Source organism: Kribbella sp. CA-293567 (assembly GCF_027627575.1).
In the GTDB taxonomy this organism is placed as follows: Bacteria; Actinomycetota; Actinomycetes; order Propionibacteriales; family Kribbellaceae; genus Kribbella.
The window spans coordinates 1,537,044-1,551,843 of sequence record NZ_CP114065.1 but is presented as its reverse complement, the minus strand read 5'-3'; the positions used below and the strand labels follow the sequence as shown (position 1 = coordinate 1,551,843).

Annotated in this window: 17 protein-coding genes; 5 read left to right on the top strand and 12 right to left on the bottom strand. The window is 69.8% G+C overall.

Annotation, left to right across the window (positions count from 1 at the left end):
- Positions 1 to 61 precede the first annotated feature (61 nt).
- The 6 genes from OX958_RS07485 to OX958_RS07460 form a co-directional block, all read right to left on the bottom strand.
- Complete coding sequence (locus tag OX958_RS07485) at positions 62 to 265, bottom strand: hypothetical protein (protein WP_270136444.1); 204 nt, start codon at positions 263 to 265, stop codon at positions 62 to 64.
- A 9-nt stretch (positions 266 to 274) separates the two neighbouring features.
- The gene (locus tag OX958_RS07480; protein ID WP_270136443.1) at positions 275 to 1,189 is read right to left on the bottom strand and encodes an SPFH domain-containing protein; all 915 of its coding nucleotides are present in this window, start codon (positions 1,187 to 1,189) and stop codon (positions 275 to 277) included.
- Positions 1,190 to 1,233: 44 nt separating this feature from the next.
- Entirely contained in the window at positions 1,234 to 1,935 is a 702-nt protein-coding gene (locus OX958_RS07475; protein WP_270136442.1) for an aminotransferase class IV, read from the bottom strand.
- On the bottom strand, positions 1,932 to 3,302 hold the full coding sequence (gene pabB, locus OX958_RS07470; RefSeq protein WP_270136441.1) for an aminodeoxychorismate synthase component I: 1,371 nt from the start codon (positions 3,300 to 3,302) through the stop codon (positions 1,932 to 1,934). The genes OX958_RS07475 and pabB overlap by 4 nt, the downstream gene beginning before the upstream one ends.
- A gap of 55 nt (positions 3,303 to 3,357) precedes the next feature.
- Positions 3,358 to 4,131, bottom strand: a complete 774-nt coding sequence (locus OX958_RS07465) for a methyltransferase domain-containing protein (protein WP_270136440.1) — start codon at positions 4,129 to 4,131, stop codon at positions 3,358 to 3,360.
- A 74-nt stretch (positions 4,132 to 4,205) separates the two neighbouring features.
- A complete protein-coding gene (locus OX958_RS07460; RefSeq protein WP_442913253.1) occupies positions 4,206 to 4,919 on the bottom strand; it encodes a metal-dependent transcriptional regulator in 714 nt (237 codons plus the stop codon).
- An 88-nt stretch (positions 4,920 to 5,007) separates the two neighbouring features.
- Between OX958_RS07460 and OX958_RS07455 the strand changes: the two genes are divergently transcribed.
- The 4 genes from OX958_RS07455 to OX958_RS07440 all read left to right on the top strand — a co-directional run bounded on the left by OX958_RS07455 (position 5,008) and on the right by OX958_RS07440 (position 8,681).
- Positions 5,008 to 6,273, top strand: a complete 1,266-nt coding sequence (locus OX958_RS07455; protein WP_270136438.1) for a cryptochrome/photolyase family protein — start codon at positions 5,008 to 5,010, stop codon at positions 6,271 to 6,273.
- Positions 6,274 to 6,340: 67 nt separating this feature from the next.
- Positions 6,341 to 6,733, top strand: a complete 393-nt coding sequence (locus tag OX958_RS07450; protein WP_270136437.1) for a GntR family transcriptional regulator — start codon at positions 6,341 to 6,343, stop codon at positions 6,731 to 6,733.
- Positions 6,730 to 7,632, top strand: a complete 903-nt coding sequence (locus OX958_RS07445) for an ABC transporter ATP-binding protein (protein WP_270136436.1) — start codon at positions 6,730 to 6,732, stop codon at positions 7,630 to 7,632. The genes OX958_RS07450 and OX958_RS07445 overlap by 4 nt, the downstream gene beginning before the upstream one ends.
- Complete coding sequence (locus OX958_RS07440) at positions 7,629 to 8,681, top strand: ABC transporter permease subunit (RefSeq protein ID WP_270136435.1); 1,053 nt, start codon at positions 7,629 to 7,631, stop codon at positions 8,679 to 8,681. The genes OX958_RS07445 and OX958_RS07440 overlap by 4 nt, the downstream gene beginning before the upstream one ends.
- Positions 8,682 to 8,690: 9 nt before the next feature.
- On the opposite strand, the gene OX958_RS07435 is transcribed toward OX958_RS07440, so the two are convergent.
- Genes OX958_RS07435 through OX958_RS07415 form a run of 5 tightly spaced genes read right to left on the bottom strand, consistent with a single transcriptional unit; the run spans position 8,691 to position 13,243 of the window.
- Positions 8,691 to 9,527, bottom strand: a complete 837-nt coding sequence (locus OX958_RS07435; protein WP_270136434.1) for a class II fructose-bisphosphate aldolase — start codon at positions 9,525 to 9,527, stop codon at positions 8,691 to 8,693.
- 25 nt (positions 9,528 to 9,552) lie between these two features.
- A complete protein-coding gene (locus OX958_RS07430; protein ID WP_270136433.1) occupies positions 9,553 to 10,473 on the bottom strand; it encodes a 1-phosphofructokinase family hexose kinase in 921 nt (306 codons plus the stop codon).
- The gene (gene nagA, locus OX958_RS07425; protein WP_270136432.1) at positions 10,461 to 11,591 is read right to left on the bottom strand and encodes an N-acetylglucosamine-6-phosphate deacetylase; all 1,131 of its coding nucleotides are present in this window, start codon (positions 11,589 to 11,591) and stop codon (positions 10,461 to 10,463) included. Before nagA ends, OX958_RS07430 begins: the two co-directional genes overlap by 13 nt.
- Positions 11,588 to 12,541: an ROK family protein gene (locus tag OX958_RS07420; protein WP_270136431.1), complete on the bottom strand. Its 954-nt coding sequence runs from the start codon at positions 12,539 to 12,541 to the stop codon at positions 11,588 to 11,590. The genes nagA and OX958_RS07420 overlap by 4 nt, the downstream gene beginning before the upstream one ends.
- Positions 12,542 to 12,601: 60 nt before the next feature.
- Positions 12,602 to 13,243, bottom strand: a complete 642-nt coding sequence (locus OX958_RS07415; RefSeq protein ID WP_270136430.1) for a TetR family transcriptional regulator — start codon at positions 13,241 to 13,243, stop codon at positions 12,602 to 12,604.
- A gap of 201 nt (positions 13,244 to 13,444) precedes the next feature.
- Here OX958_RS07415 and OX958_RS07410 point away from each other — a divergent pair, with 201 nt between their 5' ends.
- Entirely contained in the window at positions 13,445 to 14,164 is a 720-nt protein-coding gene (locus OX958_RS07410; RefSeq protein WP_270139014.1) for a hypothetical protein, read from the top strand.
- A gap of 6 nt (positions 14,165 to 14,170) precedes the next feature.
- Here the strand turns inward: OX958_RS07410 and OX958_RS07405 are convergent, their stop codons facing one another.
- The gene (locus tag OX958_RS07405) at positions 14,171 to 14,797 is read right to left on the bottom strand and encodes a CGNR zinc finger domain-containing protein (protein WP_270136429.1); all 627 of its coding nucleotides are present in this window, start codon (positions 14,795 to 14,797) and stop codon (positions 14,171 to 14,173) included.
- Between the last annotated feature and the right edge of the window lie 3 nt (positions 14,798 to 14,800).

The window sequence follows — 14,800 nt, the reverse complement described above, 5'->3', positions numbered from 1 at the left end:
TGAACCGTAGCACCGACGCCGGGCGAGGTGCAATCAGAACTTCCGGGCGGCCGGACAGGCGTCAGGAATCATCCTTGGCCGGCCTGCCCGGACCCCGCATCTTGCCGACGTTGCCCGGAAGACGGCCGGCGTCGGCGAGAGCACGGCGGAGCAGGAACTCGATCTGGGCGTTGGTGCTGCGCAGGTCGTCGGCGGCCCAGCGGGCCAGCGCGTCGTGCACCACGGGATCCAGCCGGAACAGGATCTTCTTGCGTTCAGCGGCCATCTGCCGGCCTCACTGGTAGAGCGACCCGGCGTTGACCACAGGCTGGGCGTCGCGGTCGCCGCAGAGCACCACGAGCAGGTTGCTGACCATCGTCGCCTTGCGCTCCTCGTCCAGCTCGACCACCTCACGCTCCGACAGCCGCGCCAGCGCGAGCTCGACCATACCGACCGCGCCCTCGACGATCCGTTGCCGGGCCGCCACGATCGCACCGGCCTGCTGGCGGCGCAGCATCGCCTGGGCGATCTCCGGCGCGTAGGCGAGATGGGTGATCCGGGACTCGATCACGTGGACGCCGGCCGCCTGCACCCGGACGCCGATCTCGGCCGACAGCTTCTCGGTGATCTCGTCGGTACTGTCCCGCAGCGACATCCCGCCGGCCTCGTCGTGCACGTCGTAGGGGTAGCTGTTGGCGATGTGCCGGACCGCGGTCTCGGTCTGGATCGCGACGAACTCGACGAAGTCGTCCACCTCGAACATCGCCTGCGCGGTGTCCTCGACCTGCCAGACCACCACCGCGGCGATCTCGATCGGGTTGCCGTCGGCATCGTTGACCTTGGCAACGGCCGTCTCGTGGTTGCGGATCCGGGTGGAGATCTGCTTGCGGTCGGAGATCGGGTTCACCCAGCGGAGTCCGTCGGTGCGGATCGTTCCGGCGTACCGGCCGAGGATCTGCAGGACCCGGGCCCGGCCCGGTGACACCGGAGTGAGCCCGGCCGCGACGATGGCGCCGAGCACGAAGGCAGCGGTGCCGGCGACGATGACGGCGGTCCGCTCGCCTTCCAGCCCGACGGCGAACAGCACGGCACCGCCGACCAGCAGAACGAAGGCGAGCGCGGCCATCGGCCAGCCGCTCAGATCTCCCGCCGGCCGCTCGGTCACCTTGGGTTTGGGCATGTCCACCACTACGTCAGTCTGTGCGCTCATACCTCGAAGATAGCATAGTGATATCACTTTTCACGGCGAGTGGATCAAAGGGTGGCCGCCGAGTCCAGCAAGGTCTGCTGCCAGGCCTTGGAGCGGGTGAACGGGAGGGGGTCGATGGGGTCGTGCGCCCAGGCTTCGACCGGCCGGATCCCATGCAGGGCGTTCACCAGCCACACCTCGGTGGCGGCCAGGTCGCTCGCGGTGCGGGCCCGCTCGGCCACGTCGACCTCCTCGGAGGCAGCGATCCGGCGTACCAGCTCCGCGGTGACCGAGGGCAGGTAGGCCCGCTCTGCGGGCGGGACGCAGAGAGTGTCGTCCTCCCACCAGAGGACGGCCGAGTACGCCGCCTCGACGACTGTTCCGTCAGGGTCGGTCAGCAGCACCTCGTCGGCACCGAACGCCTTGTTCGCCTGGGCTTTCAGGTCGCCGAGGGCCGCCAGGTCCGGGCCTTTGACCAGCGGCTGAGTGCGCGGGTCGGGACCGTCGTGCACGACCACCCGGATCCGGCCGCCTTGCGGTGGGGCCGGCCGGAGCTGGACGGAAAGCTTGCCTTCAGCATCGAGTTCGAAGCGGGGGAACCAGCGGCCGAAACCCGGCAGACGTTTCACCTGGTCGTCGAAGAAGGCACCGGCATCGATTCCAGCCACTTCCTCGCAGGAGGCCGTGAAGCGTCGCCGGTGCAGGTCGAGACCCCGCACCTTGCCATTGGCCACCAAGAAGGAATCCGCCACCCGCAAGGAAGTCATACCGTCCGCCCCTGGATCGTTGCTGTTGCCTTGAGCACCATCTCGTCGTACTCCGCGGCCGGGTCCGAGTCGAGCACGATCGCCCCACCGGCCCCCACCACGGTCTCCTCCCCCGTCAGCACCGCGGTCCTGATCACCACGCTGAGGTCCGCCCGGCCGTCGACGGTCAGGTAGCCGAGCGCACCCGAGTAGACCCCCCGCGCCGACTGCTCCAGCTGGTCGAGCAGCTCCATCGTCCGGATCTTCGGCGCCCCCGTCATCGATCCCGGCGGGAAGCACGCGCGGACCGCGTCGATCGCGTCCACCCCGGCCCGGAGCCGGCCGCGGACCGTGGTGACCAGCTGGTGCACGGTCTCGTAGCTCTCGACGGCCATCAGCTGCGGTACCTGGACGGTGCCAGGCCGGCTGACCCGGCCGAGATCGTTGCGGATCAGATCGACGATCATCAGGTTCTCGGCCCGGGTCTTCTCGTCCTCGGCGAGCGCTTTGGCGACGAGCTGGTCCTGCGCGGGGTCGGCCGACCGGGGCGCGGTGCCCTTGATCGGCCGGCACTCCGCCCAGCCCTCATCGTCCACGGTCAGGAACCGTTCGGGCGAGGAGCTGGCCACTGCCAGGTCGCCGTACCGGAGGAAGGCGGAGTACGGCGCGGGGTTGCTCTGGCGTTGCCACAGATAGAACCCGAAAGGATCCTCGACGGCCGGCAGCCGGACCCGGTTGGTCAGACAGACCTCGTAGGTCTCACCCGCTTCGAGCGCTGCCATGCAGGCGTCGATCCCGGCCAGGTAGCCGGCGCGATCCTGCTCCAGGTGCGCTTCGAGATCCAGCGTCGCGATCGGTGGCGCCTCCTGCCAGCCCATACTCCAGCCGGCCGCGGCCGACTCGGCGCGGTCCAGCCAGGCGAGAGCCTCGGTGTCACCAGCGGCGTGGACGGCGACGAGCAGGGTGCGATGCTGGTCATGATCGATCACGACGAAGCGGTTCGCCCACATCCACAAGGCGTCCGGAGTCGGCGCTTCGTACGCCGTGGCCCCACCCGTCAGCGCCTTCAGCTCGTACCCGAAGTACCCGACGTACCCGCCGGCGAAGACCTCTCGCAGCTCGGCCGGTACTGCGTCCAGCTGAGCTGATCGCGCGCTCAACCGTTCCTGCAACTCGGCGAACACGTCGCCGTCGGCAACTTCCCGGACGATGACCTCGGCGTCGGGCCCGGCCGACGTGCCCAGCACGGAGACCCGGCGGGAGTGCCGGTCCGTCAAGCTGCCGTCGAGCCAGAAGGCGGCCTGCTCACCGGCCAGCAGTTCGCGGTAGACGTGTTCGCCGCCGAGTGCACGGTCGACCGCGCGAACAGACCAGTTCAGAACAGGCACAGCATGAACGGTACCTATGACCGGTCAGTAGGGCGCCAACTGTCCGAAGGACGGCTCAGCTCAGGGCGAACTTGGTGCGCATCGCGGTGATCCGGCGGACCGGGATGGCGACCTGCAAACCGTCCGAGGCGGCGCCGCGCTCGGCCAGCCAGCCGGCCGCGGCCTCGCGGCGGGCGTCCGACGTACCGGGCAGATAGAGGGCACCGACCAGGATGCGGGCGTCTTCGAGGGTGCGGACCCGGTACGCATAGCGCTCGCGCTGGCTCTCCATCACGTGGAAACCGGCCGAGCGCAACTGGTCCTTGAGGTCCTTGATCTCGCCACCGGCCGGGAACTGCGGTGTCGAACGCAACCGGGTCGTCAGGCTGGTGAGCGTGCGCAGGTCGCTGCGGCGCAGTGGCCGCACGGCCGGGACGATCGCGGCCAGGACGCCGCCGCGACGTAGTACGCGGGCCGCCTCGGCCAGGACGTCGGGCAGCGGCTGGAGCACCGCCAGGCCGATCGAGCAGGTGACCACGTCGAAGACCTCGTTGGCGAACGGCAGGTGCAGCGCGTCGGCCTGGACCTTCGGGCCGGGAGCGCCGGCCAGCTGGGCCGCGTTGTTGTCGACGCCCACCACCCACCGCCCGTACAGCTCACGGGCGACCGGCCCGTTGCCGCAGGCCAGGTCGAGGACGCGCCGCGCCTCGCCGGAGACCGCGCGGACCAGCCAGCGGTAGGGCGTGTGGTCCCCGGCCACCGCTCGGGACAACAGGGCTTCGGTGCTGCCCGGGGCCGCGGTGTGGAACTCCCGCAGGTAGCCCGGCCAGTCGATCTCGTTCTCAGGCATCGCGGACAGACGTTACTGCCTGAACACGCTCAGTACAGCATCGAGCGCTGTGGGTGCAGGATCTTGGCGGAGTCTTAAACCAGGCTGACGAAGATGTGGCCGGCGGTCTCGTCGCTGATCACGCCACCGGCCTCGCGGCTGCCGACCAGCACGCCCTCGGCGTCCAGCATCGAGTCGACCTCGCGGCCGGGCAGCGCGCCGGCGCGACGCAGCACCGACATCGCGTCGTCGTCGGTCTGCACCGGCTCGGCGATCCGCCGCACCAGCACCCGGACGGAGTCGCCGATGGCCTGGTCGAGCACCTTGTCGAGCGGCTCGACACCGCTGCGGAAGTCGCCGATCGCGGTCGCCTGACCGTCCTTCAGCAGCTCCTCCAGCCCCGGGATCGGGTTGCCGTACGGCGACTCGGTGGGGTTGTCGAGGATCTTCAGCAGCCGGAGCTCGACCGCGTCGCTCATCACGTGCTCCCAGCGGCAGGCCTCGGCGTGCACGTCCTCCCACTCGAGCCCGATCACGTCCACCAGCAGCCGCTCGGCCAGCCGGTGCTTGCGCATCACCCGGGTGGCCTGCATCCGGCCGACCGCGGTGAGCTCGAGGTGCCGGTCGCCCTCGACCGTGACGAGACCGTCACGTTCCATCCGGGCCACCGTCTGACTGACCGTCGGGCCGGATTGGTGGAGCCGTTCGGCGATCCGCGCGCGCAGCGGCAGAATGCCTTCTTCTTCCAGCTCGTAGACGGTCCGCAGGTACATCTCGGTGGTATCGATCAGCTCGCTCACGACATCCATTCTCACCTACTGAGGCAAGCCTTACCCAATCGTGTGTTCGAATCTCGGCGAGTGGTGGGGAAAGTTGTGCGTCCGACAGGATGGGCGGATGGCTATCGCGGTGATGTGGTTCCGGCGGGATCTTCGGCTGGCGGACAATCCGGCGCTGCTCGACGCGGTCTCGGCGGGCGGCGGCAAGGTGCTCGGACTGTTCGTGCTGGACCCGAAACTGTGGGACCCGGCCGGTGGGCGGCGGCGGGATCATCTGGCCGCGTCGTTGCGCAGTCTCTCCGACGCGCTCGGCGGGCGGCTCGTCGTCCGGCACGGCGACCCGGAGGACGTCGTACCGGCGGTGGCGGCCGAGGTCGAAGCGGCGAGTGTGCACATCGCGGCCGACTACGGACCCTACGGACAGCGGCGCGATGCCGCGGTCGAGAAGGCGCTCGACTGCCCGCTCGTCGCGACCGGCTCGCCGTACGCCGTCGCGCCCGGGCGGGTGCTGACGCAGCAGAACACGCCGTACTCGGTGTTCACGCCGTACTTCCGCACCTGGCTCGAGCACGGCTGGCGCGGGCCGGTCGATGCCCCCGGCAACGTCGAGTGGGTCGAGGCCACCAGCGAGGAACTGCCGCCGGCCGGTGAGGCGGTCGCCGGCGAAGCGGTCGCGCTCGAACAGTGGGAGCGGTACCTCAAGACCGTCGCGGAGTACGGCGAGGTGCGGGACCGGCCCGATCTCGACGCGACCTCGCGGATGTCGGTGCCGCTGAAGTACGGCGAGATCCACCCGCGAACGATGCTGGCCGACCTGGCCCAGCAGCGGAGTGCCGGCGCGGAGGGCTACCGCCGTGAGCTGGCCTGGCGTGACTTCTGCGCGGACCTGCTGGCGCGGCACCCGCAGGCCGCCTGGAAGCCGCTGCGGCCGGCGTTCGAGAAAATGCAGTACGACGAGCCGGGCGAGGCTTTCGAGGCCTGGTGCGAGGGCCGCACCGGCTACCCGATCGTGGACGCCGGGATGCGCGAGCTGGCCGCGACCGGGTTCATGCACAACCGGGTCCGGATGATCGTGGCGTCGTTCCTGGTCAAGGACCTCCAGGTGCACTGGAAGTACGGCGCCCGGTGGTTCATGCGGCGCCTCGAGGACGGCGATCTGGCGTCGAACTCGCTGAACTGGCAGTGGGTGGCGGGGTGTGGCGCCGACGCCTCGCCGTACTTCCGGGTCTTCAATCCGGCCACCCAGGAGAAGAAGTTCGATCCGGCCGGCGAGTACGTCCGCCGCTGGGTCCCCGAGTTCGGGACGCCCGACTACCCCGAACCGATCGTCGACCACGCCGAGGCCCGGCTCGAGGCACTGCGGCGGTACGAGGCCATTCGCTGACGACCACCCCTTGACCTCAACCTCCATCTGGGTATTGTACTAGTTACCTAGATGAATGGGGTTGAGGATGATCGAGTTCCATCTGGACGGACGCTCGGGGGTGTCGCCGTACCAGCAGATCGTTCAGCAGGTGAAGAACGCGCTGCGGCTGGGGCTGTTGCGGGAGGGGGATCAGCTGCCGACGGTGAAGGACGTGGTCGGGCAGCTGGCGATCAACCCGAACACCGTGCTGAAGGCCTACCGCGAGCTGGAGCACGACGATCTGGTCGCGGCCCGGCCGGGGCGCGGGACCTTCGTGACCCGGACGCTGACCGACCACAGCCTGGCCGCCCACGGACCGCTGCGGCGGGACCTGCAACTCTGGTTGTCCAAGGCCCGTAAGGCCGGCCTGGACGACGAGAGCATCGAGGCGTTGTTCCGGACCACCTTTCGGTCCGGCGCTCAGGAGGACATAGCGTGACCGCCGTCTCACGAGCAGCGTTGCGCGCCCAGGGTCTGGGCAAGAAATATGGCCGTCGCTGGGCGCTGACCGACTGCACGCTCGAGGTCCCGGCCGGTCGCGTGGTCGGTCTGGTCGGCCCGAACGGCGCCGGCAAGAGCACTTTGCTGAACCTCGCCGTCGGGATGCTGACGCCGACCACCGGCACGATCGAGGTTCTCGACGCCCCGGCCGGTGGACCGCGGCAGGCCAAGATCGGTTTCGTCGCGCAGGACACCCCGACGTACGCGCGGCTGAGCATCGCCGATCATCTTCAGCTCGGTGCCCGGCTGAACCCGGGCTGGGACGATTCGCTCGCCCAGGCAAGGATCCGGAGCCTCGGGCTGGATCCGAAACAGCGGGCGGGCAAGCTGTCCGGCGGTCAGCGGGCACAGCTCGCCCTGACGCTCGGCATCGCCAAACGTCCCGAGCTGCTCATCCTCGACGAACCGGTCGCGGCGCTCGATCCGCTGGCCCGGCGCGAGTTCCTGCAGGACCTGATGGCGGCGGTCACCGAGCAGGAGCTGAGCGTCATCCTCTCCTCGCACCTCGTCTCGGACGTCGAGCGGTCCTGCGACTATTTGGTCGTCCTCGTCGACTCCCGCGTGCAGGTCAGCGGTGACATCGACACCCTGCTCGCCACCCACTACCGCCTGGTCGGCCCCCGTCGCGAAGAGAAATCGATGCCGCAGAACCAGCACGTGATCGCCGCCAGCCACACCGACCGCCAGTCGACCTTCCTGATCCGCACCGACGAACCGATCCTCGACCCGGCCTGGACGATCTCGCAGCTCACGCTCGAGGACGTCGTCCTCGCGTACATGGGCCGCTCGGCGACGGCGCCGCAGAACAACCGGCCGCTGCTGGAGGTGCAGCGATGATCTGGCTGACCTGGCGGCAGTTCCGCCTGCAGGCGTTGGTGCTCGGCATCGCCGTCGCCGTCCTCGGCGGCTTCCTCGCCGTGACCGGCCCCGGCCTGGCCGGCGACTACCAGCAGTACGCCGGCGGCTTCCTCAAGCAGCTCCAGTTCGACCGGATCAACACCTACCTGTACTCGATCGGCCAGGTCCTCGTGTACGCCGCTCCGCCGGTGATCGGCGCCTTCTGGGGCGCACCACTGATCGCCCGGGAGCTGGAGGCCGGCACCCACCGGCTGGTCTGGAACCAGAGCATCAGCCGCACCCGCTGGCTGGTCACCAAGCTCGCCGTCACCGGCCTGAGCGCGATCACCCTCACCGGCCTGCTCAGTCTCGCGGTGACCTGGTGGTCCGATCCGATCGACGATGCGATCGGCGCGGGGCAGGCGGCCGGCGTGTTCGAGATCCCCAGGATGCTGCCGCCGGTCTTCGGTGCCCGTGGCGTGGTACCGATCGGCTATGCGGCCTTCGCCTTCGCCCTCGGCGTCGCGGTCGGCCTGGTCGTCCGGCGCAGCGTGGTCGCGATCGCCGTCACGTTGGCCGCCGTGATCGCGATCCAGGTGCTGTCACCGCTACTGCTCCGGCCGCACCTGATGACGCCGCTCGAGGCGAGTGTCGTCGTGACCCCCGAGAACATGCGGGGACTGCAACTGTCCGGCCCCGAGGAGGATCCGCAGGTGCTGCGGATCGAGGCCAAACTCGAAGGCGAAGGCTTCTGGAAGCTTTCCGAGCGGACCGTGAACTCCGCCGGCCAGGTGCAGAAGACGCTGCCCAGCTACATCGCGGAGTGCGGTCCGCCCGGACCCAGAGCCACCGAGGCGGAGTCCGCCGGCCGGCCGCCGATGAGCAGGTGCCTCCAGCGGCTGGCTGACGACGGCTACCGGCAACAGATCAGCTACCACCCCGCGAGCCGGTTCTGGGACCTGCAATGGCGTGAGTTCGGGCTGTTCCTGTTGCTGGCCACGGGTCTGACCGGCTTCTGCTTCTGGCGGATCAGGCGCGACCTGACCTAGCGCGCCGGGTCAGACCGCTTTCAGCAGCGTCAGCAGGCGAGCTACCTCGGTCGCGACCGCAGTACGGGCGGGGCCGAGGTACTTGCGGGTGTCGACCAGGTTCGGCTGGTCGGCCAGCACCTGACGGACGGTGGCGGTGAAGACGTTGTTGAGGTGGGTGGCGATGTTGACCTTCGTCATCCCGGCCTCGACCGCACGGGTCAGGTCGGCGTCCGCGACACCGGACGAACCGTGCAGCACCAACGGAACCGGTACCGCGTCACGCAGCGCGTTGATCAGCGCGTAGTCCAGCTCGGCGGTCCGCTCGGTCATCGCGTGCGACGAACCGACGGCCACGGCCAGCGCGTCCACACCGGTCGCCTCGGCGAAGGCGAGCGCCTCGTCCGGCTTGGTCCGGGCGCCGGGTGCGTGCACGCCGTCCTTGCCGCCGACCTCACCGATCTCCGCCTCGACGAAGACGCCGTGGTCGTGGCAGAACTTCGTCACCTCGGTGGTGGCCGCGACGTTGTCGGCGTAGTCCAGCTTCGACCCGTCGTACATCACCGAGGTGAAGCCGAGCCCGACCGCCTCGGTCACCAGGTCGCGATCCATCGCGTGGTCCAGGTGCACGACGACCGGCACCGAGGCCGCGGCAGCGGCGGCCAGCGTGGCGACGGCGATCGGCTTGAGCGCGCCGTGGTACTTCACCGCGTTCTCGCTGATCTGCAGGATGACGGGCGCGCCGACCTGCTCGGCCCCGGCGATCAGCGCGGTCGCGTGCTCCAGCTGGATCACGTTGAACGCGCCGACGCCACGGCCGTCCTTGGCGGCACCCAGCACAACCTCGGCCCCGGAAACGAGCGGCATAGCGAACTCCCTTGTTTTGAAGACCTCAAAGACTCTGTACGACGACCTGCGGCTGCCAGCGCCGATAGGCCTCGATGTCGATGTCCCCGGCAACGGGGGTCAGGACTGCGGCAGCCGATGCCGCGACGGCGGACTTCAGCACCGAAGGCCAATCGGGCTCGGACGCGCTCGCCACCGCCGCCGCGACGACCGCGGTACAGGCGTCTCCGGCGCCGGTCGGGTTGCCTGCCACCCGCTCCACCGGCAAGGCACGCCACACACCTTCATTGCTAGCAGCAACCATTCCGCGGGCTCCGTCGGTGATCACGGCCGCGGTCGCGCCCGCCGTCACCAGTTGCCGGGCGCCCTCTTCGACGCCGAGGTCCCCCAGCGCCTCACGCAGTTCGGCAGCGTTCGAGCGAACGACGGCACCGGCCTTCGCGGCGGCCACCAAAGCGTCCCCACCGACATCGATCACCGACAGTACGTCGTGGTGGCGGGCGCGAATCGCCAGCTCCGCATAGGCGTCGACGGGAAGACCGGGCGGCAGGCTGCCCGAGCAGGCGAGAACGCCGAGCCGTGCCCACGGCATCCGGTCCTGGAAGGCGCGCCACTCGTCGGCCGACACCTCGGGTCCGGCCTCGTTGAAGATCGTCGCGTCACCGTCGGCACCGTTGACGATGGCAACGGTTCGCCGGGTCTCGCCGCGGATCGGCGTGAGCAACGCGGTCAGCCCGGCGTCGAACAGTTCCTCGGCGACGAGCTCGCCGATCAGCCCGCCGACGAAGCCGAGCGCGAGCACCTGGTGCCCGAGCGTCGCGGCGACCCGCGCCACATTCACGCCCTTGCCGCCCGCGCGCTGCCGGGGAGCGGCCACCCGGTGACTGCCGCCGACCACCAGCTCGTCGACGCCGTACGTGACGTCGAGCGCGAGGTTGAGGGTGACCGTCCCGATCAGTCCAGCCACGACCCGCCCCGCATCACCTTCTGGACCTGGTAGTCCTCGTCCAGCACGACCAGGTCGGCCCGCTTGCCTGTCTCGATCCCGCCGACGGTGTACCAGCCGAACGCCTCGGCCGGAGTCGTCGACGCCATCCGCGACGCGTCGACCAGGGACACCCCGGCCTTCACCGCGTTGCGGTAGGCAACATCCATCGTCAGCGTGCTGCCGGCGATCGAGTGTGAGCCGTGCGCGAGCGTGGCGAGCCCGTCCTCCACATCCACTTCGAGACTGCCGAGCAGGTACCGCCCGTTGGGCATCCCGGTGGCGACCATCGCGTCGGTGATCAGGGCGATCCGGTTCACACCCGCCGCGGCCAGCGCGACCCGGACCACCTGCGGGTCGAGATGCATGCCGTCGTTGATCACCTCGAGCAGCAGCCGCGGGTCGTTCAGCGCCGCACCCACCGGCCCGGGATCGCGGTGGTGGAACGGCCGCATCCCGTTGAAGAGGTGCGTCGCCACGGTCGCCCCGGCGTCGGCCCCCTCGATCATCTGCTCGTACGTCGCGTCGGTGTGCCCGAGCGCCGCCACCACCCCGGCGTCGACGACCTGGCGGATCGCGTTCAGGCCGCTCGGCAGCTCCGGCGCGATCGTCACCATCTTCACCGCGTCACCGAGCACCTTGGCCACGTCGCCCTCGACCGGATCGCGCAGCAGCGTGGGCTCGTGCGCCCCGCACCGCGCGGCCGACAGGAACGGTCCTTCCAGGTGCACGCCGGCGATCACGCCGTCGGTGACGAGGTCCGCGAGGCAGGCCGTCTGCGAGACCAGCTCGTCCAGCGGCCCGGTGACGAGGCTCGCCATCGTCGTCGTGGTGCCGTGCTTGGCATGGAAGGCAGCGACCTTGCGCGCCTCCTCGGGATCGGTGGTCGAGTACGTCGAGCCGCCACCGCCGTGGGTGTGGATGTCGACGAACCCCGGTACGACGGTCGTGTCACCGAGGTCGACCGGCCGCTGACCGTCCGCGGGCATCCCCTCGGAGCGCCGGCCGAAGGAGTGGATGTCACCGTCGACCACCTGCAGCCAGGCGTTGTGCAGAACATCGTCGGGAGTGACCAGTCGGGCCACCCGGTACGTCGTCATCGCGTCTCTTCTCCGCTCTCGTCGGCAGCCACTCGGTCCCAGGCCATCAGGGCGGCGCCGAGCATGCCGGCCTCCTCGCCCAGAACGGCGGCCACGATCTCCGGTTCGCGCTGGAAGGTCAGTCGCGCGTGCACGCCTTCGCGCAGCGGGGCGAGCAGGGTCTCGCCGGCCCCGACCAGTCCGCCGCCGATCGCGATCCGCGTCGGCGCGACCAGGGTGGTGTAGAGAACCATCGAGTCGACCAGCGCGGCCAGCGCTTCGCGCCAGACCACCGCGGCGTCGGCGTCGCCCTGCGCCAGCAACTCGAGCACCTCCCGCGCTCCGTCGACCACGCGACCGGTGCGGACGGCGTACCGGCGGGCGAGCGCGGCGGCCGAAGCGACCGTTTCGAGGCAGCCCCACTGCCCGCACGCGCACTGCTCGGCGGCGCTGCCGTGGACGAACCGGGTGTGGCCGAGCTCACCGGCGTAACCATCGCCGCTGACCAGCGAACCGTCGACCACCATCGCGGCGGCGATTCCGGTGCCGAGCGGCAGGAAAAGCGAGTTCGTCGTACCTCGGAGGGCTCCTTGCCGGAACTCGGCGTAGCCACCCGCGCGGACGTCGTGAGCCAGCACGACCTGCTGGCCCGGTCCGACCGCGGCGCGCAGTTCGGCGAGCACCGGCGTACGGACCCAGGCCAGGTTCTCGGCACTGACCTCACCGCTGTCCGCGTCGATGATGCCCGGTACGACGACGCCGACCGCCCGGACGCGATGGCCTTCGGCAGCAGCCTTCTGGGCCAGCTCCACCACGGTCGCGAGCAGCGCGGCGAGCACTGCACGGCCCCCGGCCTCGCGCGGTGTCGGCCTGGTCTCCCGGTGCAGCACGGCACCGTCGGCGGCGACCAGGCCGCATTTCATCCGGGTTCCACCGAGATCGACGGCAACCACGACTTCACAGGGGTCCACGGAGCGCCATTATGCAGCGTTACCTGCCAGTTCGAACATCCGTGAGCAGTTTTTGGACAGTCAGGCGCGCAGTCCCCGGTCGAAAGCGGCGACCAGAAAGGCGATCAGATTCTCCGCCAGCTTGCCCGGATCCTCACCGCCGTCGATGTCCTCGGGCTCCAGCCCCGGCGCCCTGGTGAGCGCCTGCGACTGGTGCAACGCGAGCAGTCCGAGCATGTTGACGTAGCCGAACGCCACCGACTCCGGCGCCGCCCTGGGCAGGGCGAGCTGCAGCGCGGCCAGGTAGCGAGCCTCCACCGGATCGGACTCGGCCGCGTACAGCTCGCGGATCCGCCGGCTCGGGTCGAACGCGACCCGCCCGATGAATCTCGCCACCACCGGTCCGCGTTCACCACGGCGCAGCACCAGGTCGAGGCCGGGCTCGATGAAGGCACGGATCAGTTGCTCCGCGCTCGGGTCCCCCTTCGCCTCCAGCTGGTCCAGCCGGCGGCGGCGCTCGGTGTTGACCGGGGCCATCGCACGCGCCACCGCGGCCCGCAGCAACGCTTCCTTCGAGCCGAAGTGATAGTTCACCGCGGCGATATTCGCGGCTGCGGCGACCGTGATCGCGCGCAGCGAGGTTCCTTCGTAACCACCCTCACCGAACCTCTGCTCGGCGATGTTGAGCAGCCTTTCCCGGGTTGATTCCGCGGGTGTTTCCACAGAGTTCTCCTTCCCCCCGGCCACTGCTCGCTCAGGCACCCCACCTGCTTACGCGCCGTAGCCTGCAGTCAGCATAGTTCAAACGGACGTTTGAATGAGAGTGGTGGGAGCCGTAAATCCGAAAAGAACCTCAGAAATCACGGGAATCCCCGCTATCTCGCGCGTGAACGGTGCGGGCTAGGGTCGTTGACCATGACCAGCATGCGGATAGTGCCCCGCTTTCAGGGGCCGGCCCGGTCCGGCAACGGCGGTTATGTGGCCGGTCTGGTCGGTACTGCGCTGGCGTCGGTCGCCGCCGTGGACACCGCGCCGCGGGTGCGTCTGCGGGTGCCGCCGCCGCTGGAGACCGACCTGGAGCTCCTGGCCGACGAGTCCGGCGCCAAGCTGACCAGTGCGGCCGGCGACGTGGTGGCCGAAGCGGTTCCAGTGGCTGCGGACACGCTGGCCGACTGCACGGTCGATGCCGTCACGCCAGAGGAGGCGCTGGCGGCAGAGACGAAGTACAAGGGGCTGAGCAACCACCCGTTCCCGGGCTGCTTCGTCTGTGGGCCCAGGAACGCTGAGGGATTGCAGCTGAAGCCGGGGACGCTGAGTGACGGCCGGACGGCTTGCACCTGGCGTCCGGCGGCCGACTTGGCCGCTGCTGACGGTCTGGTCGACCCTGTCTACCTCTGGTCAGCCCTTGACTGTCCCGGTGGCTGGGCGATCGATCTGGAGGGCCGCCCGTCGGTACTGGGCCAGATGTCCGCCTACATCGACGCTCGGCCCCAGCCAGCCGAGCCCTGCGTCGTGATGGGCCGGGTCCTTGGTGAGGACGGCCGCAAGACCCATACGGCCAGCACGCTCTACGACTCGGACGGCCGGGTGCTGGCCCGGGCGCACCACACCTGGATCCTGGTCGACCCAGCTCTGTTCAACTAGCCCGCTTCAGCGCGTACGGGCCGCGTGGGCCCGCACTTTGGCGCGGTTGCCGCAGGTAGCCATCGAGCACCAGCGGCGGCGGCCTCTCGGGTCGAGGAAGAGCCAGCCGCAGTTGTCGCCGGGACAGAGCCGGATGTGGTCTCTGGAAGTGCCGGTGAGCAACTCCGCGGCCAGCAAGGCCAGCTGGTCCAGCGGGAGCCCCAGATCCTCGGGGAGCTCCCACGTCGCCCGGACGCCGATACCGTCAGCCGGTACGGCGCTGAGCTGCCGCCGGGCGGTGGAACGACCCACCGCCCGGGCGACAGCGTCGAACGAACCAGTGGCCGCCTCGTCCGTCAGTACGTCGTACAGGTCGGCGCGGAACTCCCGCGCCGCGTCCAGCCGCCGAGTCGCGTCGGTCGGCTTGACCGAGGCCTGCTCGATCAGCCGGAAGACGCTCGCGTCGGCCAGCAGTCCGACGTACCCGCTCCAGATCACCAAGGCCTCGTACGAGGTGAGCCACTCGTTCGCCGCCGGACCACGGCCGTCGAAGTCCGAGCGGGTGTTGAGGAAGTTCAGGACCGGATCGGCACCGACCGGTTTGGGCAGCACGACGCCCTGGACCAGCTCGAGATGGGACGGGAGCGCGGACACCGG